This window comes from Geodermatophilus sp. CPCC 205506 (assembly GCF_051383635.1).
Classification (GTDB): Bacteria; Actinomycetota; Actinomycetes; order Mycobacteriales; family Geodermatophilaceae; genus Geodermatophilus.
The window spans coordinates 14,714-34,094 of record NZ_JALPKP010000021.1; the positions used below are offsets into that span (position 1 = coordinate 14,714).

The following is a 19,381-nucleotide window of genomic DNA, read 5'->3' on the forward strand; positions in this document are numbered from 1 at the left end:
GCCGGGCTCCGGTCAGCGCCGCGCGGGCACGCGGTCGGCGTCGTCGAGGACGGCGTCGGGCCGTGCCGTGCCCGCCGCGAAGGCAAGGTCGAACGCGGCGTCGCCGACCACGGTGCGGGCCAGGTGCTCGGCGCGTTCAGCGTCGGCGCACTCCAGCCGGGACGCCGGCCGGTGCCGGCGCTGCCGCCACGACACGGCCGCGCCGAGCAACCGGGCCGCGGCCTCGGCATCGCCGCGCGCGGCGGCCACGCAGGCCAGCCCCTCCAGCGCGGCGGCGTGCCCGGGCGCGGTCTGCCACGCCCTGCGGTGGAAGAACTCGGCGCTGTCGAGGTCACCGTCGGCCTCGGCGACGTGGCCGAGGCCGACCAGGGCGGCGGCGGTCCACTCCGGCTCGGTCAGCCCGGCCAGCAGCTGCTGCGCGACGGTGAGGCGCTCCCGGGCCGCGGCCGGGTCGCCGCGCTCGCGGGCCAGCAGTGCCTCGCCGACCGCGGCCCGCGGGTTGCCGTCGGCGCCGAGCTGGTGAGCGACCGCGTGTGACTCGGCGAACAGCTGCTCGGCCCGGTCGGCGTCGCCGAGCAGCAGCGTGACGTGCCCGGCGCCGGCCAGGGCGTACTGGACGGTGTTCGCCGGACCAACGTCGCGGACGCTGGCGAGTGCCCCCTCGTACATCTCCAGGGCCTCCTCGAGCCGGCCGGCGCGGTGCAGGGCCATGCCGAGGTGGAACTGGATGGCCGACACCCCCCATTGGTCCCCGAGCGTGCGGAAGGCGAGCAGTGCCCGGTGCCCGACGGCGGTGGCCGCGGTGAGATCGCCGCTGCCGGCGTGCAGCTCCAGTCGGACGAAGTCGGCCAGCGCGGTGCACCAGGCGTCGTCGGCCTCCGCGAACCGGCGCTCCGCCTGCGCCAGCAGCGCGAAGGCCTCGGCCGGCTCGTCACCGCCGATTGCCTCGACGGCGAGCAGGGTGTCCGACAGCGCGGCGCGGAACCCGTCCCCGAGCTCGGCGAACAGCGCCCGGCTCTGCGTCGCCGCGGCGGCACAGTCCGCATTCGGGTGCACGATGCACGCCCCGGGTCGGGCCGCGACGGCCAGCGCCTGCAGCGCCCGAGCTCGCGCCGCCGGGGAGCCGCCGGGTGCGGCTTCGAGCATGGCGGCGACGCGCCGGCCGCCGTCGGGGTGGGTCGCGAAGTACCAGTACCAGCCGAGGGAGCCGACCAGCTGCAACCCGGCGTCCGGCTCGGTGTCCGCGTGCGCGGTGCACCAGGCCAGCGCGGCGTCGACGTCGTCGCGCTCGGCGGCCAGCCGCGGCAGCCAGCGGGCCTGCCCGTCACCACGCAGCTCGGCCTCGGCCCGCTCGGCCAGGTCGGTGAGGTGGCCGACGTGCGCCCGGCATACCGCGTCGGCCTCGCCGGACTCGGCCAGCCGCTCGGCGGCGTACTCGCGGACGGTCTCCAGTAGGTGGTAGCGGGGCCCGGCGTCCCGGAGGGAGGTGGCGCGGTCGACCACCACCAAAGACCGGTCGACCAGCCGGCCGAGCAGGTCCACCGCCACCGCCGGTCCCAGCGGCTCGCCGCCGGCGACGGCCTGCACCGCCTCGAGGGTCCAGCCGCCGCGGAAGACCGACAGCCGCCGCAACAGCACCCGCTCGGGGTCGCTGAGCAGCTGGTGGCTCCAGTCGACGGTGGCCCGCAGGGTGCGCTGGCGTGCCTCCGCGGTGCGCGCGCCGGTGGTGAGCAGGGTGAAGCGGTCGCCCATGCGCCGGGCCAGTTCCTCGACGGGGAGGGCGGCCACCCGGGCGGCGGCCAGCTCCAGCGCCAGCGGGATGCCGTCGAGGTGCCGGCAGACCTCGGTGACAGCCGCCGCGTTGTCCTCGGAGAGGGCGAGGTCCGGCAGCGCGGCGCGCGCCCGGTCGAGGAAGAGCTGCACTGCGGCGCTGGCCGCCACATCCCCGAGCTCCAACTCACCGCCGGGCACCGGCAGTGGGTCGACGGCGCACTGGACCTCACCGCGGGCCGCCAGCGGCTCGCGGCTGGTGGCCAGCAGCCGGACGTCGGGACAGGACTCCAGCAGCCGCTCGGCCAGCACCGCGCAGGCGTCGGCGAGGTGCTCGCAGTTGTCCAGCACCAGCAGCACAGCGCGGTCGCGGAGGTGACCGAGCAGCTGGTCGTCCGCGGTCGCGGTGGCCACGTCCCGGATGTCCAGCGCCGCGAGGGCGGCCGCGGGCACCTGCCCGGGGTCGGTGACCCCGGCCAGCCGGACGAACGCGACGCCGTCGGCGAAGCGCTCCGCGGCAGCGCGGGCGGCCTCCAGCGCGAGGCTGGTCTTGCCGACCCCGCCGGGACCGGTGACGGTGACCAGCCGCGCCGCCCGCAGCAGCTCACCCACCCGCTCCAGGTCCCCCTCGCGGCCCAGGAACGACGTCAGCCGCGTCGGCAACCGGTCCCGGGGCGGTGCCGGCGCCTGCGGTGGTGGGGGAGCGGGCACCGCAGGGGGCGGGGTGACCGGTGACCGCGCGGGAGCCCGCAGGTCGGGACGCTGCTGCAGGATCGCCTCCTGCAGCTCGCGCAGCTCCGCGCCGGGCTCCAGGCCGAGTTCGGCGTCGAGGACGGCGCGGGCCCGCCCGTAGGCCGCGAGCGCGTCGGCCTGCCGGCCGGCGCGGTAGAGCGCGAGCATCAGCCGGGCGTGCAGCCGCTCGCGCAGCGGGTGCGCGGCGGTGAGCTCCGCAAGCTCGCCGAGCACGTCGGTGTGCCGGCCCGCGGCGAGCTGCAGGTCGACCAGCTCCTCGCGGGCGGCCAGGTGGAGCTCGGTCAGACGGGCCGCCTCGCCGCAGGCCCAGGCGGCGTCGGGGAACTCGGCCAGCGCCGGGCCGCGCCATGCCGCCAGGGCTGTCCGGTACCGGTGGGCGGCCGCGGCGGGATCGGTGGCGGCCTCGGCGCGGGCGGCGGTCGCCTGGTCGCTGAAGCGCAGCGCGTCGACCCGGTCCCGGTCGAGGTCGAGCAGGTAGCCCGCTGGGCGTGTCACGACGACCGCGCTCGGCGCCCCGGCGGCGGCCAGCGCGCGGCGCAGCTTGGATACGCGCACCTGAAGCGCATTGCCCGGGTTGGCCGGCAGCGCCTCGCCCCACAGCGCATCGACCAGGACCGGGACGGGGACCACCCGCCCGGCCGACAGCGCCAGCAGCGCCAGCAGCTCCCGCTCACCACCACCGGGCAGCGATCGAGCTTGCCCGTCGACGACCACCTCGACCGAGCCCAGGACGCGGATCTCCATGCGCCGCCCCTCCCGGAACGAGTCCGTCTGGCCGAGGCGCCGATTCTCGCCCTCGTACCGAAGCCGAGACAACGAGCCGGCGGACGCGGCGCGGTCAGCGGACCGACAGCAGATGGACAGCGCACGCCGCCAGGGTGAAGCCATCCCACCCGCCGAGGGAGACGCCATGTTCACCGTCCACGTGCCGGCGATGACCGCACGCCAGGACGTCCGAGCGATCAGCGCCTCGATCAGCGACGTCCCCGGTGTGCAGACCCTCCAGGCCGACCTGGCCACCCGCACCGTTCAGGTGACCGGCCCGGTCGATCCCACCGCTGTCACCGCGGCCGTCATCGCCGCCGGCTTCGCCGTCGCCGCGGCCACCGACGGCTCCCCGCCTCCAGGCATCCCCAGAACAGGAGGACGTCCCGTGGACACCTTCTTCTCCACCGACACCACCGGCCTGCCCGAGGCCACCCGTCAGCAGAGCCTGGACATCGCCGACGGGGATGAGCTGCAGCTCCGGCTCGGCCCGGTCGCCAAGCAGCTGGCAGGGACGACGGTGCGGATGCTCGCCTACAACGGCTCGATCCCCGGCCCGACGCTGCGCGTGCGTCAGGGCTCGCAGATCGTCGTGCACGTCACCAACGACACCGACCTGGAGACCACCGTGCACTGGCACGGCCTGCGCCTGGAGAACCGGTACGACGGCGTGCCGGGGCAGACTCAGACGCCGATCCCGCCCGGCGGCGACTTCTCCTACCGCCTGCCCTTCGTCGACCCGGGGCTGTTCTGGTACCACCCGCACGTCCGCGAGGACTACACGCAGGAGATGGGCCTCTACGGCACAGTCCTGGTCGATCCTGCCGAGCCCGACTACTGGCCGCCCGCGCACCGCGACGTCGTCCTCACCCTCGACGACGTGCTGCTCGAGGACGGCGTGATCGCCCCGTTCAGCCGAACGGAGACCGACTACGCGGCGATGGGCCGCTACGGCAACCTGCTGCTCGTCGCCGGCGAGACCGACCTGACGCTGACCGCGCGCACCGGCGAGGTGCTGCGGCTGTGGCTGGTCAACACCGCCAACAGCCGCGTCTTCCGGGTCGCCCTGCCCGGCGCGCGGATGAAGCTGATCGGTGGCGACAACGGCCGGGTCGAGCAGGAGCAGTTCGTCGACTACGTGACCCTCGCCCCGTCCGAGCGGGCCGTGGTCGACGTGCTCGTGGACCGCGCCGGTCGGTACGCCCTCGAGCACCGCACGCCCGACCGCATCTACCGCCTCGCCTCGATCAGCGTGACCGAGGAGGCCGCCGCGCCGCCACTGGCCGAGGTGTTCGGGCGGCTGCGCTCAGCCCCGGAGCTCACCGCCGAACGTCGGCAGCTCGACCGGTGGCTGGCGGCACCGCCGGACAAGGTCATCGCCGTCGTCGCCGAGATGGACATGGGCGACATGGGCATGGGCGACATGGACATGGGGGGCATGGGCGAGATGGACATGGGCGGCATGGACATGGGCCATGACGGGGACATGGGCCACGAGATGCCGAAGGGCCACGACATGCCAGGCGTGCCGGACGACGCCGGCGACGGCATCGAGTGGGAAGACCACATGGTCGAGATGAACCGCGCCATGACCTCGGCCAACATGCACTGGAGGCTGCTGGACCGCACCGCCGGCCGTGACGCGCCGCCGGACGACTGGCGGTTCACCGTCGGCGACCGGGTCAAGCTGCGGGTGGTCAACGAGGCGGACTCCGACCACCCGATGCACCACCCGTTCCACATCCACGGAGCTGGGCGCTTCCTCGTCCTCGCGCGCGACGGGACGCCGGAGCCCAACCTGGTGTGGAAGGACACCGTGCTCATCCCCACCGGGCAGACCGTCGACCTGCTCTTCGACGTCACCCACCCGGGGCGCTGGATGGCGCACTGCCACATCGCCGAGCACATGCACAGCGGGATGATGTTCACCTTCACCGTCACGCCGGCGGCGACGTCATGACCACCCGGACCCGGCGGCGGGAGAAGCAGATGCTGGCATTCGCCGTGTACCCGGGCCTGACGCCGTTGGACCTGATCGGCCCGCTGACCGTGCTGCGCAACCTGACCGGCACGAGGTACCGCACCGTCGTCGTCGCCGAGCGCACCGACCGGCTGGCCACCGACACCGCGCTACGGGTCGTCCCGGCCGCCTCGTTCACCGAGGTGCCCGCGCCGTTCGCGGTCATCGTGCCCGGCGGCGGGCCGGCGACGGTCGCGGCGATGGCCGACGAGGCGCTCGTCGGCTACGTCCGCACCGCGGCGGCGACCGCGCAGCTGGTCGGCGCCACCGGCAACGGGGCACTCATCCTCGGGGCCGCCGGCCTGCTCACCGGACGGCGGGCGGCGGCCCACTGGGCCTACGCCGAGCACCTCGAGCGCTCCGGCGCCACCTGGGCGCGGGAACCCTGGGTGGAGGACGGTCGGCTCCTCACGGCCGCCGGCGGCGCAGCCGGCATCGACGCGATGCTGGCCCTGCTCGCCCGGCTGAAGAGCCGCTCGTCCGCGCAGCTGGCGCAGCTGTTCATGGAGTACGACCCCGAGCCGCCGCTCGGGCCGCTCGGCCGGGACCGCGGTGATCCCGACCTGGCCGTGCGGCTGCGCACTCCGCGGCCTCGCGCCGCCCGCGCCGAAGACCACGCAGAGCCGAGGTGAGCGACATGACCGCCGCCGACACCGATACCAAGACCATCGCCGTCGTGCTCTACCCGGGGCTCACCGCCCTGGACCTGGTCGGCCCGCTGCAGGTGCTCACCGAGCTCGAGCGGTTCGCGCCGCGGTACCGCACCGTGGTCGTCGGCGCCCACACCGACCCGATGGCGACCGACCTCCCGCTCCAGCTGGCCGCCGACCGCAGCTTCGCCGAGGTTCCGCACCCCGACGTGCTCGTCGTGCCCGGCGGCCGGAACGGCACCCTCCGCGCGATGAGCGATCCCGGCGTGCGGACCTACGTGCGCACCGCTGCCGCCTCGGCCGACGTCGTCGGGTCGGTGTGCACCGGCTCGCTCGTCCTCGGCGCCGTCGGCCTGCTCCGGGGCCGCCAGGCAACCACCAACTGGTTCTTCGCCGGAGTGCTCAAGCCGCTGGGCGCCACCTACCACCGGCAGCGGTGGATCGAGGACGGCAACGTGACCATGTCCGCCGGGGTGTCGGCCGGCATCGACTGGGCGTTGCACCTCGTCGCCCGGCTCACCGACGAGGCCACCGCCCGCCGCGTCCAGCTGGCCCTGGACTACGACCCGCAGCCGCCGTTCGGCGGCATCGACTGGGCTCACATCCCACCGCTGCCGCGCACCATGCGCGCCGCGATCGGCCTGCTCGCGCCGGTGATCGCCGCGAAGCCGAAGCGCCTGGCCCGGACCGGCGCCTGACCCGGCCGCAACCTCCCGGCCCGCGGGTCACCGACGGCGCAAGCAGACGGACAGTGAGGCGACAGCCGGTCGGGCGAGCCTGGGGACGTTGCACCACCGCCAGGCCCGCCCGGCCGGAGAGAAGCCAGCGATGAGCCCCACCGACACCGCGCCCCGCACCGGGACGACGCCGTCCAACGGCGCTCCTCTCGCGGCAACTCCACCCACCGGCCTTCCCCCTGCGCTCGGCGGCACCCGCGGCCTCATCGACGGTGGCCTGCCCCCGCTGGTCTTCGTCGCTGTCAACGCCGTCGCCGGCGCGCAGACCACGCGGCCGATGGCCCTGACCGCTGCGATCGGCGCGGCGGCCGCCACCGGCCTGGGCATCGTTGCGCTGCGGCTGTTGCGCAGGGAGCCGCTGCGCCAGGCTCTCGGCGGGCTGGCCGGCCTCACCGTCGCGGTGCTGTTCGCCGCCACCTCGGGTGAGGCGCGCGGGTTCTTCCTGCCCGGCATCCTCGTCGACGCCGCCTACGGGGCCGTCTTCGCCGGCTCCGCACTGATCGGCTATCCGCTGGTCGGCACCCTCTACGGCCTGCTGTACCGGCGTCACGACTGGCGCGACGATCCGCGCCTGCGCCGGCTGTTCGTGCTGGCCACCTTCGGCTGGTCCGCAGTGTTCGCGGTCCGCGCCGGCGTGCAGGCGTTCCTGTACCGGGAGGACCTCCCCGGGCTGCTCGCCGTCGGCAAGCTGCTGCTCGGCTGGCCGCTGACCCTCGCCGCCGTGGCGCTCACCCTCGCAGCCGTCCGTCGCGCCACCCGTCGCGCCGCGGCCGCAGCACATGAACGGCCGTAGCCGCGACGGCGGCGGCACGGGCTGTCCCGCGGCGTCGTCGACGGGCCCACGGTCCCGAGGGTGCCGGGTCGGTCCGACCGAGGAGGACTCCAGGAGGTGAGCGGGAGTTGCCCGCCTGGCCGCCATCGTCGGCGGCCCCGTGAGGGCCTGATCAGCACGGGAGCCACCCGAGCCGAGGTGCGCACCGGCGCATGCACGCGCGGGCTCGGCGGACTTCGTCAGCCCGGCCGGACGAACGGCGCGGCTCGCTGGACGGATCCGTCCACCGCTTGCGGAATGTACCCACCGGGGGTATTACTGGTACCAAATACCTCTAGGGGGTACCCAACCGCGAGAGGAGAGATGCAGTGACGGGCACCGAGTACACAGTCCGAGGAATGACCTGCGGGCACTGCGCCAGCGCGGTCACGGAGGAGGTCGCCAAGATCCCCGGCGTCACCGACGTCGACGTCGACGTGGCCGGCGGCCGCGTCACCGTCCGCAGCACCGGACCCGTGCCCGACGACGCGGTGGCTGCCGCCGTCGACGAGGCGGGCTACGAGGTCGTCACCGGCTGACCGGCATCCCCGGCGGGGCGCCGGCCGCCCGGTGCCCCGCCTCCCGATCCGTCCCACCTCACGAGGAGACCGACAGACATGGCCGGCTACAGCCACGACAAGGACGAGCACCTCAAGCGGCTGCGCCGTATCGAGGGCCAGATCCGCGGCCTGCAGCGCATGGTCGAGGACGACAAGTACTGCATCGACATCCTGACCCAGGTGTCGGCGGCGACGCGCGCCCTGCAGTCGTTCTCCCTCGGCCTGCTCGACGAGCACCTGGCCGGCTGCGTGGTCGACGCCGCGCAGAAGGGCGGCCCGGCGGCCGACGCGAAGGTCCGCGAGGCCTCCGAGGCGATCGCCCGCCTCGTCCGCTCCTGACCACGGAGGACCTCCCGTGAACACCCTCGCCAAGCTCGGCGCCTACACGCTCGGGCTGGTCGCCGTCTTCGGCGCGGCCGCCGGCCTCGGTTCGGTGGTCGGCCCCGTCGACGCGGCCGCCGCAGACACCGCCAGCCACGACACCGCTCCCCACGGCGAGACGCCTGCGGAGTCCCCGATGGACACCGGCGCACAGGCATCCGCCGCCGGCACCCACCTGCCCGGTGGCCTGCAGGTCTCCGAGAACGGCTACACCTTCGACGCCGCCGGCTCGCTGCCGGCCGGCGCGGCCACCCTGGTGTCCTTCCAGATCCTCGGCCCCGACGGGCAGCCGGTGACCGCCTACGACACCGCGCACGACGAAGACCTGCACCTGATCGCGGTCCGCAGGGACCTCACCGGCTACCAGCACGTCCACCCCGAGCTGGCGCCCGACGGCACCTGGTCGATCCCGCTGGACCTGACCGCCGGTGAGTGGCGGCTGTTCGCCGACTTCGACCCCGCCGGCCCTGCCGAGCCGCTCGTCCTGGGCACCGACGTCGCCGTCGCCGGCGACTACACCCCGCAGCCGCTGCCCGAGCCCGCGCCCACGGCCGAGGTCGACGGGTACACCGTCACCCTCGACGGCGAGCTGGCCCCCGGTCAGGAGTCCCAGCTGACCCTGTCGGTCAGCCGCGATGGGCAGCCGGTCACCGACCTGCAGCCCTACCTGGCTGCCTACGGGCACCTCGTCGCCCTGCGCGACGGCGACCTCGCCTACCTGCACGTGCACCCGGCCGGCGAGCCTGGCGACGGCACCACCGCGCCCGGCCCGGACATCACCTTCTACGCCACCGCCCCCTCGGCAGGGGAGTACCGGCTGTTCCTGGACTTCCAGCACGGCGACGTGGTGCGCACCGCCGAGTTCACCGTCCGCGCCGGCGACACCGTCGCGCCCGCCACCGGCACCGGCGGCCACGTCGACGACGGCCACGGCCACGGCTGAACCGACGCACTCCGCCGATCCCGCCCGAGCGGTTCAAGAGGAAGAAGACCATGAGTTCCGCCACTGAGCGCACGCGCCCGCCGGCAACGGCCGGGGAGAACCACGTCGAGCTGGCGATCGGCGGGATGACCTGCGCCTCGTGCGCGGCGCGCATCGAGAAGAAGCTCAACCGGCTCGATGGCGTCTCGGCCACGGTCAACTACGCCACCGAGCAGGCGAAGGTCAGCTTCACCGGCGACGTCACGCCCGCCGACCTCATTTCGACGGTGGAGAAGACCGGCTACACCGCCGCCCTGCCGGAGCCGCCGCGGCTCCGTCCCGAGGACGGGCGGCCTGCGACGTCGGAGGCCGACGACCACGTTCGCAGCCTGCGGCAGCGGCTGATCGTCTCCGCGGTCCTGACCGTCCCGGTCATCGCGATGGCGATGGTCCCGGCGCTGCAGTTCACCTCCTGGCAGTGGCTGTCGCTCACCCTGGCCGCTCCCGTGGTGGTCTGGGGTGCGTGGCCGTTCCACCGGGCGGCGTGGACCAACCTGCGCCACGGCACGTCCACGATGGACACGCTCGTCTCGATGGGCACCCTCGCCGCGCTGGCCTGGTCGCTGTACGCGCTGTTCTGGGGGACCGCCGGTGAGCCGGGCATGACGCACCCGTTCGAGCTGACCATCGCCCGCACCGACGGGTCGGGGAACATCTACCTCGAGGCCGCCGCCGGGGTGACCACGTTCATCCTGGCCGGGCGCTACTTCGAGGCCCGCTCCAAGCGCCGCGCCGGCGCGGCGCTGCGCGCGCTGCTCGAGCTGGGCGCGAAGGAGGTATCGGTGCTGCGCGGCGGGCGCGAGCAGCGGATCCCCGTCGACCAGCTGGCCGTCGGCGACCTGTTCGTGGTCCGCCCCGGCGAGAAGATCGCCACCGACGGCGTCATCACCGAGGGCTCCTCGGCCGTGGACGCCTCGATGCTCACCGGCGAATCCGTGCCGGTCGAGGGCGGACCGGGCGACGCCGTCGTCGGGGCCACCGTCAACGCCGGCGGCCGGCTCGTCGTCCGCGCCACCCGCGTCGGCGCCGACACCCAGCTCGCACAGATGGCCCGGCTGGTCGAGGACGCCCAGAACGGCAAGGCCGAGGTGCAGCGCCTCGCCGACCGCGTCTCGGGCATCTTCGTCCCGATCGTCATCGCGCTGGCCGTCGGCACCCTCGGCTTCTGGCTGGGCACCGGCGGAGGACTGGCCGCCGCCTTCACCGCCGCGGTCGCCGTCCTGATCATCGCCTGCCCCTGCGCGCTGGGCCTGGCCACGCCGACCGCGCTGATGGTCGGCACCGGCCGCGGCGCTCAGCTCGGCATCCTGATCAAGGGCCCGGAGGTGCTGGAGAGCACCCGCCGCGTGGACACCGTCGTCCTGGACAAGACCGGCACCGTCACCACCGGCCGGATGACTCTGCTCGACGTCGTCGTCGCCCCCGGCGAGGACCCCGAGCAGCTGCTGCGACTGGCCGGCGCGCTGGAGCACGCCTCCGAGCACCCGATCGCCCGCGCTGTCGCGACCGGCGCCACCGAGCGGGTCGGCGCCCTGCCGCCCGTCGAGGGCTTCACCAACGTCGAGGGCCTCGGCGTGCAGGGCGTCGTCGACGGGCACGCGGTGCTCGTCGGCCGCACCCAGCTCCTCGAGGAGTGGTCGCTCCGCCTGACGCCGGAGCTCGAGCAGGCGAAGTCCGCTGCCGAGGGTGAGGGCCGGACCGCCGTTGCCGTCGGCTGGGACGGCGCCGCGCGCGGCGTCCTGGTGGTCGCCGACGCGGTCAAGGGCACCTCCGCCGAGGCCGTCCGCGAGCTTCGGGACCTGGGCCTGACCCCGGTGCTGCTGACCGGCGACAACGCCACCGTCGCCCGCTCGGTCGCCACCGCCGTCGGCATCGACGAGGTCATCGCCGAGGTGCTGCCCGCCGACAAGGTCGACGTCGTCCGCCGCCTGCAGGACCAGGGCAAGGTCGTGGCGATGGTCGGCGACGGCGTCAACGACGCCGCCGCCCTCGTCCAGGCCGACCTGGGCCTGGCGATGGGCACCGGCACCGACGTCGCGATCGAGGCGTCCGACCTCACCCTGGTCCGTGGCGACCTGCGGGCCGCCGCCGACGCCATCCGGCTGTCCCGCAAGACGCTGGCCACCATCAAGGGCAACCTCTTCTGGGCCTTCGCCTACAACGTCGCCGCGCTGCCGCTGGCCGCCGCCGGGCTGCTCAACCCCATGCTCGCCGGGGCGGCGATGGCGTTCTCCTCGGTGTTCGTCGTCTCCAACAGCCTGCGACTCCGGCGCTTCCGCAGCGCCAACGGCCCGGCGCCTGCCACCGAAGGGCCCGGCGGCGCCAATGCCGTCAGCTCACCTCCGGCGACCGCCGTCGCGCACTGACCGCCTGCATCGACACAGCTGTCCCACACACCGAAAGGCCGAATCGACCACCCAGGCCGGAGGAGGAGAGGGTCATGGCAACGCAGCAGACGACCGCCGTGCTGGAGGTCGCCGGTGTGCACTGGGCGTCGGAGAAGGCGACCGTGGAACGCATGCTCGGCCGCCGCCCCGGCGTGCTGGGCGTCGAGGCCAACCCCGTGGCCGCGACTGCGACGGTCACCTACGACCCCACGCGGACCTCGGTGGCCGACCTCGCCGGGTGGATCCGCGACTGCGGCTACCACTGCGCCGGGCAGTCGGTACCGCAACACGTATGCGACCCAGCGGTCGAGCCGCAACCGCGCGGCTTCGCCGCGCACAACGACGGCCACCAGCCGGACGTGGACGCCGGGGGAGCGACCCGCGAGCACGGCGGTCACGAGGCGAGCCACGGCGGTCACGCCGGCATGACCCCGCAAGAGGCGATGGGTCACGGCGGGCACCACGCCGGCATGTCGATGGACGACATGACCCGCGACATGCGCAACCGGTTCCTGGTCGCGGCGCTGCTGTCGATCCCGATCCTGCTGTGGTCGCCGATCGGCCGGGAGGTCCTCGGCTTCACTGCTGCCGCACCCTTCGGCCTGCGCGACGACGTCTTCTCGCTGATCCTCTCGCTGCCGGTGGTCTTCTACTCGGCCTGGATCTTCTTCGACGGCGCCTGGCGGGCGCTGCGTGCCAGGACGCTGGACATGATGGTGCTCGTCGCCGTCGCGGTGGGCGCCGGCTGGCTGTACAGCCTGGTCATCACCCTCACCGGGGGCGGCGAGGTCTTCTACGAGGCCGCCACCGTCCTCACCGCCTTCGTCCTGCTCGGCCACTGGTTCGAGATGCGCGCCCGCGGCGGCGCCAACGACGCCATCCGCACGCTGCTCGAGCTCGCGCCGCCGCGCGCGGTGGTGCTGCGCGACGGGCAGCCGATCGAGGTGCCCACCGCCGAGGTCGTCGTCGGCAACCTGATCCTGGTCCGCCCCGGCGCCAAGATCCCCGTCGACGGGACGGTGGAGGACGGGGAGTCCGAGGTCGACGAGTCGATGGTCACCGGCGAGAGCCTGCCGGTGCACAAGGCGCCCGGCGATCAGGTCATCGGCGCCTCGGTGAACACCACCGGCACGCTGCGGGTGCGCGCGACGAAGGTCGGCGCCGACACCGCGCTGGCTCAGATCGTGCAGATGGTGCAGGAGGCGCAGAACTCGAAGGCGCCCGGCCAGCGGCTGGCCGACCGTGCCGCGTTCTGGCTGGTGCTCGTCGCCCTCCTCGGCGGCGGCCTGACCCTGGGGGTGTGGCTACTGGCCGGCGCCTCCTTCGCCACGGCCATGCTGTTCGCGATCACCGTCGTGGTCATCACCTGCCCCGACGCGCTCGGCCTGGCCACGCCGACGGCGATCATGGTCGGAACCGGCCTGGGCGCCCGACGCGGCGTGCTGTTCAAGAACGCCACCGCACTGGAGACCGCCGCGCGGATCGACACGGTGGTGATGGACAAGACCGGCACCCTGACGAAGGGCGAGCCGGAGGTCACCGACGTCGTCGTCGACGGCATGGAGCCAGACGACGTCCTGGCGCTGGTCGCCGCCGTGGAACGCGAGTCCGAGCACCCCCTGGCCGCCGCCGTGGCCCGGCACGCCGACGACCTCGGTGCACCGGCGCTGGTCGCCACCGGGTTCCGCAACGTCCCCGGCCACGGCGCCTCCGCAGAGGTCGGCGGCCGCCCGGTGCTGGTCGGCAACGCCAAGCTGATGGCCGACGAGGGCGTCGACCTCGGCACGCTCAGCGTGCGCCGCGAGGAGCTGGCCGGCAGCGGCCGCACCGCGGTCCTCGTCGCCGTCGACGGCCGGGCCACCGGGGTGATCGCGCTGGCCGACGCCCCGCGGGCGACCTCGGCTGCGGCGGTGGCCGCACTGCACGAGGCCGGCGTGGAGGTGGTCATGCTCAGCGGCGACAACGAGGCCACCGCCCGACGCATCGCCGGCCAGCTGGGCATCGACACCGTGATCGCCGACGTCCTGCCCGGCGACAAGGCCGCGAAGATCACCGAGCTACAGCGGGCCGGCAAGCGGGTCGCGATGGTGGGCGACGGCGTGAACGACGCACCCGCACTCGCGTCCGCCGACCTTGGCATCGCAATCGGCGCGGGCACCGACGTCGCCATCGAGACCGCCGACGTCGTGCTCATGCGATCCGACCCGCTGGACGTGCCCGCCGCGCTGACCATCGGCCGCGGCACGCTGCGCAAGATGCGGCAGAACCTCGGCTGGGCGATCGGCTACAACGCCATCGCGCTGCCGATCGCGGCCGGGGTGTTCGAGCCGGCGTTCGGCCTGGTGCTGCGGCCCGAGATCGCCGCGCTGTCGATGTCCGGGTCGTCGTTCCTCGTCGCGGTCAACGCGCTGCTGCTCAAGCGGCTGCGGCTACCCGCCGCGGCCGAGACGCCCGCGGCCGAGACGGCCACGGTCCCGGCGCCGGAGCCGGTGTCCCGCTGACGGTGCGACAGCGGCCACGAAGCTCCGCGACGGACGCTGCGGAGGCATCGTGCCGCTGTGCCTCGTCTCGCTGCTCACCGGCATCGTCCAGTCGGTGGGCACCCCGTGGGGCCTGCTCCGCCACTGGTGGGTCCTGGTCGAGCTGGGGCTCACTGTGGTGGCCACCGCGCTGCTCCTCCTGCACACCCAGCCGATCGGGCACCTCGGTGCCGTCGCCGCCGCCGGTGGCGGGTTCGGTGCCGACCTGAACGGGATGCGGCAAGCCGAGGGGCCGGCTGCTCACGCAGCCGACCCCCTCCTGCGGTGTGGGCTACTCGCCCGTCCGCGAACCGGGGAGGCGGCGGGTCGCCCTCGCGGATGTGCGAGTCGTCCCCCCGGGGCTTGTGGACGTACGTGTCCGTGGTCGTGCTCAGCTTCGCGTGTCCGAGCCACGCCTGGACGCGGGTGGGGTTGATCCCGTAGCCGCCGTCCGACTCCGGTGCGAGCGACCAGGACGCCCACCCGTGCCGGAGCCAGTGGCAGCCCCTCCACTGCCACCCGCACCGCTCGCGGGCCGGCGCCTGGTCAGCTTCCGCTTCCTGGACAGGCCCCGGCCCTTCCGCTTCGGGCCGGTCGGGCCGGTCGGGCCGGTGGGGCCGGCTGGCGGCCGGGACGCCCCGCCGTCCGCGACCCAGCGCCGGATGACGTCGGGGCTCCAGCGCGGCTTGCTGCCGACCATCCGCGGCGGCGGGAACGTCTCGTCCTCGCGCCGGATGTCGCGGACGTGCCGCTCGCTGACGTCGAGGTAGTGGGCGATGTGCATGCGTCCCCAGGACGTGTCGTCCGGGGGTCTCGTGGTGTTGTGTGACACGGCGTGACGGCCTGGTGAGAACGGGCAGGTCAGCGGGGGAGTGGGGGGCTGAGGTCCTGGACCACCCCAGATCTACGAGGGCACCAACCAGATCCAGCGGATGGTGATCGCCCGGAGCCTGCTGAGGTAGGGCGCCGACCGGCGGCCCGGCTCCCCGAGCGCCGGAGACCGGGGCCCGTCAGGTGAGCCAGCCACTGGGGCCGGGCGTGCGACGACGCCACACGTGCTTGAGCTCGCGGTACTCCGCCAGCCCCGTGGGCCCCAGCTCCCTGCCCACCCGGACTGCCCGCGGCCGCCCCACTCCGCTCCGGGGACGTACGGGTGGTAGTCGTTGATCCACACCGTGCCGCAGCGCAGCGCGGCGGCGACCCGCTCGGCGAACCTCCTCGCGAACGACGGCCATGTCCCGCCGGCACCCGGTGAGCACCGTGGGCCGGTAGAAGAAGCCGTTCCGCAGCGCCGGCTCGTCGGGACGGCGCCCGCCGGCGGCCAGGACGGCGCCCTCGGCCAGCGCCCCGGCGACCATCCGCTCGGTCCGCGCGCGCTGCGCCGCCGAGATCAGCGGGCCCGACTGCGTGCGGTCGTCCCGCCCGTCGCCGAGCCGGATGGCCGCTGCGCCGGCGACCAGCCCCGCGACCACCGCGTCGTGCACCTCGGCGTGCACGACCAGCCGGGAGCCCGCCGAACAGACCTGGCCGGCGTGCAGGAACGCGCCGTGCAGGGCGTTGTCGACCACCACGTCCACGTCCACGTCGGGGAAGACGACGTTTGGGTTCTTGCCGCCCAGCTCGCAGTGCACCCGCGTGACGGTGTCCGCGGCCGCGCGCAGGACCCCGCGGCCGGTGGCGGTGCCGTCGGTGAAGCTGACCAGGTCGACGTCGGGGTGCGCGACCAGCGCGGCCCCGGCCGCCCCGTCCCCGAGCATCAGGCCGACGACGCCCGAGGGCAGCCCGGCCTCGGCGAGCAGCGCCACCAGGTGGGCGGTGGTCAACGGGGTGAGCTCGCTCAGCTTGACCACGGCGGTGCAGCCGGCGGCGAGCGCGCGCCAGCTTCCAGGAGATCGCCAGCAGCGGGTAGTTCCACGGCCGTGATCAGCGCGCAGACCCCCGCGCGCTCGGCCTCGGAGCGGTGGTCGTGCGGGCGGTGACGCAGCTCGACGTCGCCTCGGGCGTCGAGGGTGGCCTCGCCGTCGTCCTGCTCGCGATCTTCCTCGACCGGCTCACGGCCGCGTTCGGTCACCGGACGGCGCTGTCGCGGGTGCTGCGGGCACGGAGGGGCCGGACCCCTCCTCGCGCCGAGACCGGGTCGTCGGCTCCGCGGTCCGAGGCGCGGGAACCGGCCGTCGTGCACGCGTCCCCCTGACGACGGGCCACCGCCCGGGTCACGCATGGCACCATGCGCCCGGAGGCCACCGGTGCCGCCGGCGACGGGTGCCTGCCGACGGCACGTGAGACCGGGTCGTCAGGGGAGGTGGTCATGGCCGGCCCGCTGATCGAGACCAAGCTGCACGTCCCGCGGCGGCGGCGCCGCGCGGTGGCGCGTCCGCGGCTGGTCGAGCGGCTCGACCGTGCGGAGGAGGCGTCGCTCACCCTGGTGTCGGCGCCGGCGGGGTTCGGGAAGACGACGGTGCTCACGGAGTGGCTGGCCGCCCTCCCCCCGGGGGAGCGGTCGGTCGCCTGGCTCTCGCTGGACCAGCGCGACAACGACCCGGCCCTCTTCTGGAGCTACCTGATCGCCGCGCTGCGGGCCGCGGCGGACGACGTCGGCGCCGCGGCGCTGGCGCTCCTGCAGTCGCCGCAGCCGTCCCTGGAGGCGGTCCTCGCGACGCTGGTGAACGACCTGTCCGCCCTCGCCCGGGACGTCGTGCTGGTGCTCGACGACTACCACGTCATCGAGGCGCGCGAGGTGCACGACGGGATGGCGTTCCTCGTGGAGCACCTCCCGCCGCAGGTCCACCTGGTGATCGCCGGCCGCGCCGACCCTGCGCTGCCGCTGGCGCGGTGGCGCGGGCGCGGTGAGCTCCTCGAGGTCCGCGCCGCCGACCTGCGCTTCACGGCGGAGGAGGCCGCGGCCTACCTCGGCGCCGCGATGGGACTGGCGCTGACCGCGGACGACGTCGCTGCGCTGGAGGACCGCACCGAGGGGTGGATCGCCGCGCTGCAGCTGGCGGCGCTGTCGATGCAGGGCCGCGACGACGTTCCGGCGTTCATCGCGGGCTTCGCCGGTGACGACCGCTACGTCGTCGACTACCTGGTCGAGGAGGTCCTGGAGCGCCAGCCCGAGCAGGTGCGCGGCTTCCTGCTGCAGACCTCCGTGCTGGGCCGGCTGACCGGCCCACTGTGCGACGCGGTCACCGGCCGGGACGGCGGCCAGGCGATGCTGGAGGCTCTCGACCGGGACAACCTGTTCCTCGTCCCGCTCGACGACCGGCGCCGGTGGTACCGCTACCACCACCTGTTCGCCGACGTCCTGCAGGTGCACCTGCACGCCGAGCAGCCCGACGCCGTGCCGGACCTGCACCGGCGGGCCTGCGACTGGTACGAGCGCACCGGCGACCTGGCCGAGGCGGTCCACCACGCGCTGGCCGGCCGGGACGTCGCCCGAGCGGCGGACCTGGTCGAGCTGGGGCTGCCCGCGCTGCAGCAGGGCCGGCAGGAGGCCACGATGCGCCGCTGGCTGGAGGCCCTCCCGGACGAGGTGATCCGGGCCCGCCCCGTGCTCAGCGTCGCGTACGCCGGGGCACTGATGGTGCGGGGCGAGGTCGAGGGCGTCGAGGCACGCCTGCGCGACGCCGAGCGCCGACTCGACCCGACCGGGGCGCCGGCCGCGGACATGGTGGTGGTGGACGCCGACGCCTTCGGCCGGCTGCCCACGGCGATCGCCATGTACCGCGCCGGGCTGGCCCTGCTGGCCGGCGACCTGGCCGGCACCGTCACGCACGCCCGGCGGGCGATCGACCTCGCCGGTGCCGACGACCATCTGGGCCGCGGCGGGGCGGCCGGCCTGCTGGGCCTGGCCCACTGGGCCGGCGGGGACCTGGACGCCGGGCACCGGTCGTACGCCGCGGCCGCGGCGGACCTCGAGCTGGCCGGGCACCGGTCCGACGGGACCGGCTGCGCCATCGCGCTGGCCGACATCCGGATCACCCAGGGCCGGCTCCGCGACGCGATGAGCACCTACGAGCGGGCGCTGCGGCTGGTGACCCCCGGCACCGGCCCGGTCCTCCGCGGAGCCGCGGACATGCACGTGGGCATCGCGGGGGTGCTCCTGGAGCGCGGGGACCTCGAGGCCGCCGGCCGGCACCTGGCCACGAGCAGGGACCTGGGCGAGCAGGCCGGCCTGCCGCAGAACCCCTACCGCTGGCGGGTCGTCTCGGCCCGCCTGCGCGAGGCCGAGGGCGACCCCGACGGCGCGCTCGCGCTCCTCGACGAGGCGCAGCGCCGGTACGTCGGTGACTACTTCCCCGACGTGCGGCCGATCGCCGCGCTCCGGGCGCGCGTGCACGCACGGCAGGGCAGGTGGGCCGACGCGCTGGCCTGGGCGGAGGAGCGCGGGGTGTCGACCGATGACGACCTGCACTACCTGCGGGAGTTCGAGCACACCACCCTGGCCCGGGTGCTGGTGGCCGGGTACGCGGCCGGGGAGGGTTCGATCTCCGGGGCCCTGCAGCTGCTGGAGCGCCTCCTCTCCGCGAGCGAGCAGGGCGGGCGAACCGGCACCGTCATCGACGTGCTGGTGGTGCAGGCGCTCGCGGAGCAGGCCCGGGGGCACCTGCCGGCCGCGCTCGCCGCGCTGCGCCGCGCGCTGACCCTGGCCGAACCGGAGGGTCACGTCCGGCTGCTGCTGGACGAGGGCGCAGCCCTGGCGCCCCTGCTGCGGGCGGTCGCCGTGGAGGGCGGCGCCGCCGCGGGCTCCGCCCGGCGGCTGCTGGCGGCACTGGGGACGGGAGGGGAGGGCGCGCCGGCGCCGGTGGGCCTGGTCGAGCCGCTGAGCGCTCGTGAGCTCGAGGTGCTCCGGCTGCTCGGCACCGACCTCGATGGCCCCGACATCGCCCGCCGGCTGTTCGTGTCCGTGAACACCGTCCGGACCCACACCAAGAACATCTACGCCAAGCTGGGCGTGAACAACCGCCGCGCGGCGGTCCGCCGGGGCGAGGAACTGGACCTGCTGGCCCGGCCGCACCGCCGGCCCGCGCGCGCCGACCAGTAGCACGT

General features: G+C 74.9%; 13 protein-coding genes and 1 pseudogene. 11 read left to right on the forward strand and 3 right to left on the reverse strand.

All coding sequences use genetic code 11. From position 1 onward, the window contains the following. Positions 1–12 precede the first annotated feature (12 nt). A complete protein-coding gene (locus MY520_RS13605; protein ID WP_436692631.1) occupies positions 13–3,267 on the reverse strand; it encodes an AfsR/SARP family transcriptional regulator in 3,255 nt (1,084 codons plus the stop codon). A gap of 166 nt (positions 3,268–3,433) precedes the next feature. Here MY520_RS13605 and MY520_RS13610 point away from each other — a divergent pair, with 166 nt between their 5' ends. The 9 genes from MY520_RS13610 to MY520_RS13650 all read left to right on the forward strand — a co-directional run bounded on the left by MY520_RS13610 (position 3,434) and on the right by MY520_RS13650 (position 14,317). Then, positions 3,434–5,248 carry a multicopper oxidase domain-containing protein gene (locus MY520_RS13610; RefSeq protein ID WP_436692632.1) on the forward strand — a complete coding sequence of 605 codons (1,815 nt, stop codon included), beginning with the start codon at positions 3,434–3,436 and terminating at the stop codon, positions 5,246–5,248. Next, entirely contained in the window at positions 5,245–5,940 is a 696-nt protein-coding gene (locus tag MY520_RS13615; protein WP_436692633.1) for a DJ-1/PfpI family protein, read from the forward strand. The genes MY520_RS13610 and MY520_RS13615 overlap by 4 nt, the downstream gene beginning before the upstream one ends. A gap of 5 nt (positions 5,941–5,945) precedes the next feature. Beyond that, on the forward strand, positions 5,946–6,656 hold the full coding sequence (locus tag MY520_RS13620; protein WP_436692634.1) for a DJ-1/PfpI family protein: 711 nt from the start codon (positions 5,946–5,948) through the stop codon (positions 6,654–6,656). A 130-nt stretch (positions 6,657–6,786) separates the two neighbouring features. After that, entirely contained in the window at positions 6,787–7,488 is a 702-nt protein-coding gene (locus MY520_RS13625; RefSeq protein ID WP_436692635.1) for a DUF3159 domain-containing protein, read from the forward strand. 347 nt (positions 7,489–7,835) lie between these two features. Beyond that, the gene (locus MY520_RS13630) at positions 7,836–8,045 is read left to right on the forward strand and encodes a heavy-metal-associated domain-containing protein (protein WP_436692636.1); all 210 of its coding nucleotides are present in this window, start codon (positions 7,836–7,838) and stop codon (positions 8,043–8,045) included. A 78-nt stretch (positions 8,046–8,123) separates the two neighbouring features. Then, complete coding sequence (locus tag MY520_RS13635; RefSeq protein WP_436692637.1) at positions 8,124–8,405, forward strand: metal-sensitive transcriptional regulator; 282 nt, start codon at positions 8,124–8,126, stop codon at positions 8,403–8,405. Between the two features lie 16 nt (positions 8,406–8,421). Further along, entirely contained in the window at positions 8,422–9,390 is a 969-nt protein-coding gene (locus tag MY520_RS13640; protein ID WP_436692638.1) for a hypothetical protein, read from the forward strand. Positions 9,391–9,440: 50 nt separating this feature from the next. Beyond that, positions 9,441–11,795: a heavy metal translocating P-type ATPase gene (locus MY520_RS13645; RefSeq protein ID WP_436692639.1), complete on the forward strand. Its 2,355-nt coding sequence runs from the start codon at positions 9,441–9,443 to the stop codon at positions 11,793–11,795. A gap of 74 nt (positions 11,796–11,869) precedes the next feature. Beyond that, positions 11,870–14,317, forward strand: a complete 2,448-nt coding sequence (locus tag MY520_RS13650; RefSeq protein ID WP_436692640.1) for a heavy metal translocating P-type ATPase — start codon at positions 11,870–11,872, stop codon at positions 14,315–14,317. A gap of 922 nt (positions 14,318–15,239) precedes the next feature. Here MY520_RS13650 and MY520_RS13655 read toward each other — a convergent pair. Together MY520_RS13655 and MY520_RS13660 are read right to left on the reverse strand one after the other, a co-directional pair. After that, positions 15,240–15,509 carry a hypothetical protein gene (locus MY520_RS13655; RefSeq protein WP_436692641.1) on the reverse strand — a complete coding sequence of 90 codons (270 nt, stop codon included), beginning with the start codon at positions 15,507–15,509 and terminating at the stop codon, positions 15,240–15,242. 97 nt (positions 15,510–15,606) lie between these two features. Next, positions 15,607–16,185: pseudogene (locus MY520_RS13660) on the reverse strand (aldehyde dehydrogenase family protein); the annotation flags it as partial. A gap of 125 nt (positions 16,186–16,310) precedes the next feature. Here MY520_RS13660 and MY520_RS13665 point away from each other — a divergent pair. Continuing rightward, complete coding sequence (locus MY520_RS13665) at positions 16,311–16,529, forward strand: hypothetical protein (RefSeq protein WP_436692642.1); 219 nt, start codon at positions 16,311–16,313, stop codon at positions 16,527–16,529. Positions 16,530–16,643: 114 nt separating this feature from the next. After that, complete coding sequence (locus MY520_RS13670; protein WP_436692643.1) at positions 16,644–19,376, forward strand: LuxR C-terminal-related transcriptional regulator; 2,733 nt, start codon at positions 16,644–16,646, stop codon at positions 19,374–19,376. Positions 19,377–19,381: the final 5 nt, after the last annotated feature.